At 69.7% G+C, this 10,729-nt stretch carries 9 protein-coding genes and 1 tRNA gene; 1 reads left to right on the top strand and 9 read right to left on the bottom strand.

Annotation, left to right across the window (positions count from 1 at the left end):
* The 4 genes from RIF89_RS07100 to polA all read right to left on the bottom strand — a co-directional run.
* A partial coding sequence (locus tag RIF89_RS07100; protein ID WP_309068430.1) for an MFS transporter occupies window positions 1-939 on the bottom strand: 939 nt, incomplete at its 3' end.
* A gap of 28 nt (window positions 940-967) precedes the next feature.
* Window positions 968-2,005 carry an LLM class flavin-dependent oxidoreductase gene (locus RIF89_RS07095; RefSeq protein ID WP_309068429.1) on the bottom strand — a complete coding sequence of 346 codons (1,038 nt, stop codon included), beginning with the start codon at window positions 2,003-2,005 and terminating at the stop codon, window positions 968-970.
* Window positions 2,006-2,060: 55 nt separating this feature from the next.
* Window positions 2,061-3,740: a DUF885 domain-containing protein gene (locus RIF89_RS07090; protein ID WP_309068428.1), complete on the bottom strand. Its 1,680-nt coding sequence runs from the start codon at window positions 3,738-3,740 to the stop codon at window positions 2,061-2,063.
* A gap of 29 nt (window positions 3,741-3,769) precedes the next feature.
* Window positions 3,770-6,397 carry a DNA polymerase I gene (gene polA / locus RIF89_RS07085; RefSeq protein WP_309068427.1) on the bottom strand — a complete coding sequence of 876 codons (2,628 nt, stop codon included), beginning with the start codon at window positions 6,395-6,397 and terminating at the stop codon, window positions 3,770-3,772.
* A 121-nt stretch (window positions 6,398-6,518) separates the two neighbouring features.
* Here polA and RIF89_RS07080 point away from each other — a divergent pair, with 121 nt between their 5' ends.
* Window positions 6,519-6,875, top strand: a complete 357-nt coding sequence (locus RIF89_RS07080; RefSeq protein WP_375294446.1) for a hotdog fold thioesterase — start codon at window positions 6,519-6,521, stop codon at window positions 6,873-6,875.
* 55 nt (window positions 6,876-6,930) lie between these two features.
* Here RIF89_RS07080 and RIF89_RS07075 read toward each other — a convergent pair whose 3' ends face one another.
* The 5 genes from RIF89_RS07075 to RIF89_RS07055 all read right to left on the bottom strand — a co-directional run.
* Complete coding sequence (locus RIF89_RS07075; RefSeq protein ID WP_203138586.1) at window positions 6,931-7,545, bottom strand: ANTAR domain-containing response regulator; 615 nt, start codon at window positions 7,543-7,545, stop codon at window positions 6,931-6,933.
* A gap of 125 nt (window positions 7,546-7,670) precedes the next feature.
* On the bottom strand, window positions 7,671-7,916 hold the full coding sequence (locus RIF89_RS07070; RefSeq protein ID WP_309068425.1) for a hypothetical protein: 246 nt from the start codon (window positions 7,914-7,916) through the stop codon (window positions 7,671-7,673).
* A gap of 96 nt (window positions 7,917-8,012) precedes the next feature.
* A tRNA-Leu gene (locus RIF89_RS07065) sits at window positions 8,013-8,095 on the bottom strand.
* A 151-nt stretch (window positions 8,096-8,246) separates the two neighbouring features.
* On the bottom strand, window positions 8,247-9,692 hold the full coding sequence (gene pyk / locus RIF89_RS07060) for a pyruvate kinase (protein WP_309068431.1): 1,446 nt from the start codon (window positions 9,690-9,692) through the stop codon (window positions 8,247-8,249).
* 97 nt (window positions 9,693-9,789) lie between these two features.
* Window positions 9,790-10,729 (bottom strand): glutamate synthase subunit beta (locus tag RIF89_RS07055; RefSeq protein WP_309068424.1); only part of this gene is annotated, 940 nt, incomplete at its 5' end.

Below are 10,729 nucleotides of genomic sequence, written 5' to 3'. Positions count from 1 at the left end.
CGCGTAACCGGGCAGCTGGGCCAGCGTGATGATGAGCGTGAAGCCGAACGAGCGCACCAGGTCGAAGCCCTGCGCGAACAGGATCGACGGGATCCAGATGAAGGCGCCGTAGTAGGAGAAGTTCACGCAGAACCACACGAGCCACAGAGCCGCCGTGCGGGTCCGCAGCGCCGGTGCCCACAGCGCGGCGACCGCAGCCATCCCGCGCGCAGCGGGCGGTGCGTGCACGACCTCCGTTGCGACGACGGGCGACGCCGCGCGCGCGACGGGCCGTCCGGCGGACGCCTCGAACTGCCGGACGACGGCGTCGGCCTCGGCGATACGTCCCCTGCTCTCCAGGTACCGCGGAGACTCGGGCAGGGCCCAGCGCACGACGAGCGCGTACGCGGCGGGAATCGCGCCCAGTGCGAACGCCCACCGCCATCCGTCCTCGAGCGGCACGACGAAGTACCCGATGAGCGCGGACGCCGTCCATCCGACCGCCCAGAACGCCTCCAGGATCACCACGAGGCGGCCCCGCATGCGCGTGGGCGCGAACTCGCTGACGTAGGTGGAGGCGACCGGCAGCTCGGATCCGAGCCCCAGGCCGACGAAGAAGCGCAGCACGAGCAGCGCGGCGACTCCCCCGACGAGCGCGCTGGCGCCCGTGGCGAGACCGTAGACGAGCAGCGTCAGCGCGAACACCTGCCGCCGCCCCAGCCGGTCGGCGAGCAGCCCGCCGAGGCTCGCCCCGACCGCCATGCCGATGAAGCCGACCGACGTGATCCAGCCCTTCTCGCCGTCGCTGAGCCCCCACTGCGCACCGAGCGCGGCGATGATGAACGAGATCAACCCGACGTCCATCGCGTCGAGGGCCCAGCCGATGCCGGAACCCGTCAGCAGGCGCAGGTGCTTGCGGGTGAAGGGAAGGGAGTCGAGGCGGGCCGAGGGCGCGGTCATCCCGCCAGCCTAATGGTCAGTGCGACCCTTACGCGCCATCCGCGAGCAGCTCGCGCACCCGCGGCGCGACGACGGTGCCGTACAGCTCGATGCTCTTCATGAGCTTTTCGTGCTCGAGGCCGCCGTTGGCGAACTTCAGGTCGAACCGTGTGAGGCTCAGCGTCCGCACGGTGTCGGCGATCTTCTGCGCGACGCGTTCCGGAGATCCGGCGAACACCGCGCCCTCCGGGCCGACCTCGTTCTGGAACTGGAGCCGGTTGTAGCCGCCCGCCCAGCCGCGTTCACGCCCGATCTTCTCGCGCAGCTCGGCCATGTCCGGATACAGCTCGTCCCACGCCTGTTCGTCGGTCTCGGCAATGTGCCCGGGCGAGTGCACGCCGACCGGGGCCGTGGGCCGCTCGAAGGACGCAAGCGAGCGATGGAACAGGTCGACGTACGGGCGGAATCGCGCCGGTGCGCCGCCGATGATCGCGAGCATCAGGCCGAGACCGTGGCGCGCCGTGCGCACGACGGATTCAGGCGATCCGCCGACGCCGACCCACGCCGTGAGGCCGCGCTCGGTCTTCGGGAAGACATCCGCCTCCTGCAGCCCGGCACGCATCGTGCCCCGCCACGACACGGGTCGCTCTCCCATCAGTTGAACGAACAGGTCGAGCTTCTCCTCGAACAGCGCCTCGTAGTCGCGCAGCTCATAGCCGAACAGCGGGAAGGACTCGGTGAACGAGCCGCGGCCGAGGATGACCTCGGCACGGCCCTGCGAGACCGCATCGAGCGTCGCGAACCGCTCGTACACGCGCACCGGGTCATCGCTCGACAGCACCGTCACGGCCGTCCCCAGCCGGATGTCCTTCGTCACTGACGCGATCGCACCGAGCACGACCTCCGGGCTCGAGACCGCGAACTCGTGACGGTGGTGCTCGCCGATCCCGAAGAACTGCAGCCCCACCTCGTCCGCGAGCTTCGCCTGCGCGACGATGTTCCGAATCGTCTCCGCGTCCGAGAGCCGTGACCCTCCCGGTCCGCGCGTGACGTCGCCGAAGGTGTCCAGTCCCAGCTCGATGTCCATGTGGCATCCTCCATTCATACGCATGGAACTGGGCGGCGACTCCCGCTATTCCCCGTCAGCCGAGGAGAGCCGTCCTGAGCGTGTCGAGGCCGACGCCGCCCAGGTCGAGCGCGCGCTTGTGGAACTCCTTCATGGAGAACCGGTCGCCGCGCGCGACGCGGTACGCGTCGCGCACCTGCTCCCACAGGCGCTGGCCGACCTTGTACGACGGCGCCTGACCCGGCCACCCCAGGTAGCGGTTGACCTCGAAGCGCACGAACTCTTCGGGCATGTTGACGTTGGCCCGCAGGAAGTCCAGCGCGTAATCGGCATCCCACGTGCCCTGCCCGTCCGGCCGAGGCTTGCCGAGGTGCACGCCGATGTCGAGCACGACGCGCGCCGCGCGCATCCGCTGGCCGTCGAGCATGCCGAGCCGATCGGCGGGGTCGTCGAGGTAGCCGAGCTGCTCCATGAGCCGCTCGGCGTACAACGCCCACCCCTCGGCGTGACCGGAGGTGCCGGCCAGCAGGCGACGCCACGAGTTCAGCTGGGCGCGGTTGTAGACGGCCTGGCCGATCTGCAGATGATGGCCCGGAACGCCCTCGTGGTAGACCGTGGTGAGCTCACGCCATGTGTCGAACTCGGTCACGCCCTCGGGCACCGACCACCACATGCGCCCCGGACGCGAGAAGTCGTCTGTGGGACCTGTGTAGTAGATGCCGCCCTCCTGCGTGGGAGCGATCATGCACTCGAGCGTGCGGATCGGCTCGGGGATGTCGAAGTGCGTGCGGCCCAGCTCGTCCACCGCGCGGTCGCTCGTCTCCTGCATCCACTCGCGAAGCGCCGCCGTGCCGACCAGCTTGCGGGAGCGGTCGCGCTCGAGGTGCGCGACGGCCTCGGCCACCGTCGCGCCGGGCAGGATCTGTCGTGCGATCGACTCCTGCTCCTCCGTCATGCGCGCAAGCTCTTCGATGCCCCACTCGTAGGTCTCGTCGAGGTCGATCTGCGCGCCCAGGAAACGGCGGGAGTGCAGCGCATAGAGATCGCGACCAACCGCGTCCGTCTCAGTCGCGGCGCGGGCCAGCGCGCCCGTGAGGAACTCGGCCAGCCGGTCGTACGCCGCGCGCGCCGCCGTGGCCGCACGATCCAGGTCGGAGCGGAGCGACTCGGGCAGGGACGCGCTCTCGACCGCCGAGCCGGACACGAGCGACGCGAAGAACCCGTCGTCGGCCGTGTAGCGCGGGATCTGGCCCGCGACCTCGCGCACCTGACGCGCGGCCGGCACGACGCCGCGCCGGATGCCCTCGGCCAGCGTCTCGACATAGCCGTCGAGCGCTTCGGGCACCGCATCGAGGCGGCGGGCGATCACGGCCCAGTCCTCGGCGGTGGCGGTCGGCATCAGGTCGTACACCTGCCGCACGTCCTGCACCGCGGAGGCGATCACGTTGAGGTCGCGCAGGTGCCAGCCCGCCTCGTGGAGCTCGGCCGTGAGGCGCAGCTCGGCAGCGAGGTCGGTCTGGGTCACGCGGTCGACGTCATCCGCCGGCGTCGCGGCCTCGAGCGCGGCGAGCGTCCGCCGGCCCGCCGCGATCGCGTCGTCGTGCCCCGCGGGGCTGAAGTCGTCGTAGCGGTCGTTCACCTCCGTGCGGCCGATGTAGGTGGCGGCGATGGGCGACAGACGCACGACCTCGGAGGTCCACGCCTCCGCGATCCCGTCGATCTCCGTCTGGCGACGCTCCTGCGGCTGATCCGTCATCCTCGTTCGATCCTCTTCGTCCGCCGCGCTCAGTGCGCGGCCTCGTTCCAGTCCGCGCCGCGTCCGACCTGCACGTCGAGCGGCACCGTGAGCTCGGCGGCCCCGCCCATGCGGTCGCGGACGATGCGCTCCACGTCGTCCCATTCCCCCGGAGCGACCTCGACCACGAGCTCATCGTGGATCTGCAGCAGCACGCGTGAGCCCATGCCATGCAAGTCGTCGTGGATGCGGAACAGGGCGATCTTCATGATGTCGGCCGCGCTGCCCTGGATGGGAGCGTTGAGCGCGGCGCGTTCTGCGTTCTCGCGCAGCTGCCGGTTGGGGCTCGTCAGATCGGGGAACGGGCGGCGGCGGCCGAAGATCGTCTCGGTGTACCCGTCGACGCGCGCCTGCTCGACCGACGAGCGCAGGTAGTCGCGCACGGCGCCGAAGCGCGCGAAGTACTCGAGCATGAGCGACTTCGCCTCGGACTGCTCGATGCGCAGCTGCTTGGACAGGCCGAACGCCGACAGGCCGTACACGAGGCCGTACGACATGGCCTTCACCTTGGTGCGCATCGCGGACGTGACGTCCTCGGGCGCGACCCCGAAGACGCGGGCGCCGACGAAACGATGCAGATCCTCGCCGGAGTTGAATGCCTCGATGAGACCAGGATCGCCCGACAGGTGCGCCATGATGCGCATTTCGATCTGCGAGTAGTCGGCGGTGAGCAGCGAGTCGTAGCCGTCGCCCACCTCGAACGCGGCGCGGATGCGGCGCGACTCCTCGGTCCGGACCGGGATGTTCTGCAGGTTCGGGTCGGTGCTCGACAGGCGGCCGGTCTGACTGCCGGTCTGCACGTACGTGGTGTGCACGCGCCCGTCGGCGCCGATCGCGGCATCCAGCCCGTCGATGATCTGCTTGAGCTTGGTGGCCTCGCGGTGCTGCAGCAGGACGTCGAGGAACGGGTGGTGCGCCTTCTCCTGAAGGTCGGCGAGAGCCGCCGCGTCTGTCGTGTACCCGGTCTTCGTCTTGCGGGTCTTCGGCAGCTGAAGCTCCTCGAACAGCACCTCCTGCAGCTGCTTGGGCGAACCCAGATTCACCTCGTGCCCGATCGCCGCATACGCCTCCTGCGCGAGTGCTTCGGCGCGGCCTCCGAGCTCTCCCGAGAAGCCGGAGAGCTTCTCGTGCGAGACCGCGACGCCCGCCAGCTCCATGTCGGCGAGCGTCACGAGCGTCGGCAGCTCGATGTCCGTCAGCACCGACAGCACGGAGTCGGGCAGCTCGCCGCGCACGCCGGCACTGACCCGCAGCGCGTACCAGGACAGCTGCCCGGGCGTCGCGCCCTCGGTCTCCGGAACGAGCTGCGACGGATCCGCTTCCGGCAGCTTCTCGCCCAGGTAGCGCTCGACGAGGTGACCGAGGGTCCGGTCGGGGAAGCTCGGACGCAGCAGCCAGCCGGCGATGATCGGGTCGAAGGCGAGCCCGCCGAGCGCGACGCCCGCGCGGCCCAGCGCCTTCACCTGTGGCTTCGCGTCGGCGAGCACCTTGGGGGCATCCGAGCCGAGCCACGTCCCCAGCGCGGCGCCGAGCTCATCCGACCACGTGGCCTCCACGGCCTCCGACGCCGTCGCCAGGCCGATGCGGTCGGGCCGGCCGCCCTGCATCACGACCGTGACCCCCACCTCCCCCTGCGCCGCCGCGGCCCAGGCCGCCAGCTCGGCACCGCCCAGCTCCCGCGGCGTGGGGGCGGGCTCGGCCGCCGCCTGCGGTTCGTCGTCGGCGACCGCACCGGCCGCCTCAAACACCCGCGGCAGCAGCGTGCGGAACTCGAGCCGCGCGAAGATGTCGCGCACCGCCTGCGCATCGAGCGGCTGCACAGCGAGATCGCCCACCTCGACCGGCAGTTCGACGTCGCGCAGCAGGCGGTTCAGGCGGCGATTGCGACGCACGTCCTCGATGTGCTCGCGCAGATTGCCGCCGACCACGCCCTTGATGGTGTCGGCTCCGTCGAGCAGCGCATCCAGCGAGCCGAACTGCGTCAGCCACTTCACGGCCGTCTTCTCGCCGACCTTCGGAACGCCCGGCAGGTTGTCGCTCGTCTCGCCGACCAGCGCCGCGATGTCGGGATAGAACTCCGGCGCGAGGCCGTACTTCTCGACGACCGCGGCCGGGTCGTAGCGCTTGAGCTGCGACACGCCCTGCACGGAGGGGTACAGCAGGGTGACGTCGTCCGTCACGAGCTGGATCGTGTCGCGGTCGCCCGAGCAGAGCAGCACCCGGTAGCCGTCGGCCGCGCCGCGCGTCGCGAGCGTAGCGAGGATGTCGTCGGCCTCGAAGTCGGGCTTCGTGAGCACCGTGACGCCCATCGCGTCGAGGCACTCCTGCAGCAGCGGGATCTGCCCCTTGAACTCATTCGGCGTCTCGGCGCGGTTCGCCTTGTACTCGGTGTACTCCCGCGTGCGGAAGGACTCCCGTGAGGTGTCGAAGGCGACCGCGAGGTGCGTCGGCTTCTCTGCCTTGATCAGGTTCACGAACATGGACAGGAAGCCGTAGATGCCGTTCGTGTGCTGCCCGTCCTTCGTCGTGAAGTTCTCGACGGGGAGCGCGTAGAACGCCCGATAAGCCAGCGAATGGCCGTCGACGACGAGAAGGGTAGGCTTTGCGGAGTCCGTCACCCTGCAAGCCTAACGAGGGCCAGGGACATACCGAGGAGTCTGCGTGTCCGCCATCTCGTCCACCCTCTCCCCCGGACTCGAGTGGCTGCAACGCCGCGGAATCGGCGTGCTCGCCGAGCGCATGGGCGTGCACTTCACCGAGTTCACCGCCGAGCGATCCGTCGCGACCATGCCCGTCGAAGGCAACACCCAGCCCGTCGGTCTCATGCATGGCGGGGCATACGTCGTCCTCGGCGAGACCATGGGCTCGATGTCGGCGAACTACCACGCGGGCTCGGGGCGCCTCGCGGTGGGCCTGGACATCAACGCTACGCACACTCGCTCGGCGCGCACGGGATCCGTCACCGCGACGTGCACGGCCCTCCATCTCGGCCGCACCACCACGGTGCACGAGATCGTCGTGGTCGACGAGTCCGGACGTCGCTGCTCGACGGTGCGCATCACGAACCTCATCAAGGATCTGCCGCCGCAGTCCTGACGACGACGAAGGCGGCGCCGGAGGATCCGGCGCCGCCTTCCTTCGTCTGCGGTGCTTACGCCTTCTTGGGCGAGAGCTGCTCGATGATCGCCTTCGCGACATCCTGCATCGTCAGGCGGCGATCCATCGACGCCTTCTGGATCCACCGGAACGCCTCGGGCTCCGACAGGCCCATCTTCTCGTTCAGCAGTCCCTTGGCGCGGTCGACGAGCTTGCGCGTCTCGAAGCGCTCCACCATATCGGCGACCTCTGCCTCAAGCGTGATGATCTGCTCGTAGCGCGCCAGGGCGATCTCGATGGCCGGAAGCAAGTCGTTCGGGGTGAACGGCTTGACGACGTAGGCGAGGGCGCCGGCCTCGCTCGCGCGCTCGACGAGCTCCTTCTGACTGAACGCCGTCAGCAGCACGACGGGCGCGATGTGGTTCTTGCTGAGGCGCTCGGCCGCGCTGATGCCGTCGAGCTGCGGCATCTTCACGTCCATGATCACCAGGTCGGGCCGCAGCTCGGTCGCGAGCTGCACAGCGGTCTCGCCGTCACCTGCCTCGCCGACCACATCGAATCCGTTGTCGCGGAGGATCTCGACGATGTCGAGGCGGATGAGGGACTCGTCCTCGGCGACGACGACGCGGCGCGGTGCCGCGGGTGCCTGCCCGGTCTGCTCTTCGGTCACGTGTCCATCCTAATTCGTCGTCGCGCCGCATTCCGGCAACCACGTCGGCCCGGCGGATCTGCATGATGCGGATCCGCCTTCGGCTCGTCCGCGTGAACGTCGCCCTTCGACGACGCAGCGCCGCCTCAGCCGTCCTTCTGGTCCGAGAACTCCCCCGCCGCGATGGCGTCCGCGTACTTGCGGATGTCGGGTCCCGGCTCGTAGTCGATGAAGCGGTCCTTGAGCAGCGCGTTGAGCTGGACGAACGCGTCGTCCGAGGAGACCTCGCCCTTGGCGGCGACGGATCGCACGGCGCCGCGCAGGACCGCGTCGGCGTCCTGGAGGATCTTCGCGCGGGCGGCCTCGTTCCAGGTCACATCCGAGATGTTCATGGAACGACCGTAGTCGGACGGGCGGCGGCGCGAAGGGGGCTTGCGCCCGCCGCCCGCGCACCCGAGGATGACCGCGCTGAGCGGCTCCGTCTTGAGTGCCGGTGGTGGGACTCGAACCCACACGCCCTCTCGGACAGCGCATTTTGAGTGCGCCGCGTCTGCCATTCCGCCACACCGGCCCTCATCGAGCCTACGGCAGACCGGCGCGGGAGCCGCGCAGGCGGCCCGCGCGGACGTCCCGCTTCGGGCCGAACGCATCCGGCCAACCCTGAGACACGCCAGAGGCGCGGGCCCTGCCGGGACCCGCGCCTCTGTGACGATGTGCGCCTACTACTTGCCCTGGTAGACCGGGGCCGCGCCGTGCACGGCGTCGCCGACCTTGTGCACGCGCAGGTCGTTCGTCGATCCGATGATCCCGGGAGGGGATCCGGAGATCACGACGACCTTGTCGCCGATCTGCGCCAGACCGTTCTCGAGCAGGTACTCGTCGACCTGGTGGAACATCGCGTCGGTGTGCTCGACCATCTCGACGAGCTTCGAGCGTACGCCCCACGTCAGCGCCATCCGGTTCTGGATGGCCGCATCGGGCGTGAAGGCGATCATCGGGCGGTGCGAGCGCAGACGCGACATGCGACGCGCCGAATCACCAGACTGCGTGAACACGCACAGGTACTTCGCCTCGACGAAGTCGGCGACCTCGACCGCGGCCAGCGTGATCGCGCCACCCTGCGTGCGCGGCTTGGTGGTGAGCGGCGGGATGCGCTCGAGGCCGTGCTCCTCCGTCGACTCCACGATGCGCGCCATGGTCGCGACCGTGACGATCGGATACTCGCCCACACTCGTCTCGCCCGACAGCATGACCGCGTCGGCGCCGTCCAGAACCGCGTTCGCCACGTCGCTCGTCTCGGCGCGCGTCGGCACCGGGTTCGTGATCATCGACTCCAGCATCTGCGTGGCGACGATGACGGGCTTGGCCATGCGGCGCGCCAGCTCTACGGCCCTCTTCTGCACGATCGGCACGGCCTCGAGCGGCAGCTCGACGCCGAGGTCGCCGCGCGCGACCATGATGCCGTCGAAGGCGTCGACGATGCCTTCGAGCGCCTCCACCGCCTGCGGCTTCTCGATCTTGGCGATGATCGGGACCCGGCGGCCCTCCTCCGCCATGATGACGTGCGCGCGCTGCACGTCCTTCGCGTTGCGCACGAACGACAGCGCGATGATGTCGGCGCCCTTGCGCAGCGCCCAGCGCAGGTCCTGCTCGTCCTTCTCGCTCAGGGCGGGGACGTTGACCGCGGCGCTGGGGATGTTGATGCCCTTGTTGTTGGACACGTTGCCCGCCACGATCGTCTTGGTCGTGACGGTGCGCTCATCCGCCTCGACGACCTGCAGACGCACCTTGCCGTCGTCGATCAGCAGGTAGTCACCGGGCTTCACGTCCTGCGGCAGGCCCTTGTAGGTGGTGCCGCAGATCTCCTTCGTGCCCTCGATGTCGTCGATCGTGATCGTGAAGATGTCGCCCTCGGCGAGATAGTGCGGGCCGTCCGCGAACTTGCCCAGACGGATCTTCGGGCCCTGCAGGTCGACGAGCACGGCGACCGGCTTGCCGAGGTCCTCGGCCGCGCCGCGCACGTTCTCGTAGTTCGCGTCATGGACCGAGTAGTCGCCGTGGCTGAGGTTCAGACGCGCGACGTCCACGCCCGCCTCGATCAGCTCTCGGACCTTCTCGCGTGTCGATGTCGCGGGCCCGAGGGTGGCGACGATCTTGGCACGTCTCAACTGCATACCTCCGCACAAGGATGGTCAGGATCAGGGAGTCGGCCCGGCCGCAGAACTTCCGATCCTTGCGGCGGGCCGTCGGGTTTCGCTCGTCAGCCTACGCGGGCTGCAGACCGATCGCGACATCGTTCGGACGCACCGGAGCGGGCAGCGAGGTCTCCCCCATCAGGTAGGAATCGACCTCGGCCGCGACCGACCGGCCCTCCGCGATCGCCCACACGATGAGCGACTGTCCGCGGCCTGCGTCGCCTGCCACGAACACCCCTGGAGCCGTCGCCTGGAAGGCGCCGTCGCGCTCGACGTTGCCGCGCGGGGTGAACTGCGCCTGCAGCTGGCCCTCGAGAGCGTCGCGCTCCGGGCCGGTGAAGCCCATGGCGATCAGGACGAGGTCGGCGGGGATCTCGCGCTCCGTGCCGGCCTTGGGCACGCGGCGGCCGTCGACGAACTCCGTCTCTGCGACGACGAGGGCGCGCACTTCGCCCGCGGCGTTGCCGACGAACTCGACCGTGGAGGCGAGGTACTGACGCTCGCCGCCCTCCTCGTGCGCCGAGGAGACCTCGAAGACCGTCGGCATCATGGGCCACGGCTGGTGCTCGGGACGGTCCTCGCCCGGGCGGTTGCCGATGGCGAGGTTCGTCACGCTGATGGCACCCTGGCGGTGCGCCGTTCCGATGCAGTCGGCGCCCGTGTCGCCGCCGCCGATCACGACGACGTGCTTGCCCTCCGCCGAGATCTGGTTCGGCACGGTGTCGCCCGCGGCGGCCTTGTTCGACTCCACGAGGTACTCCATCGCGAAGTGGACGCCCGCGAGGTCGCGGCCCGGGATCGACAGGTCACGAGGCACGGTGGAGCCGGTCGCGACCACGACTGCGTCGTACCGGGCGCGCAGGTCGCTCCAGCTGATGTCCTCGCCGATCTCGACGCCCGCGCGGAAGCGGGTGCCCTCGTCCTGCATCTGGCGAAGGCGCGCCTCGAGGTGCTTCTTCTCCATCTTGAAGTCGGGGATGCCGTAGCGCAGCAGGCCGCCGATGCGGTCG

Source organism: Microbacterium sp. (assembly GCF_031178525.1).
Classification (GTDB): domain Bacteria; phylum Actinomycetota; class Actinomycetes; order Actinomycetales; family Microbacteriaceae; genus Microbacterium.
The sequence above is the reverse complement of the archived record's forward strand: the minus strand, read 5'-3'. Positions and strand labels throughout refer to the sequence as shown.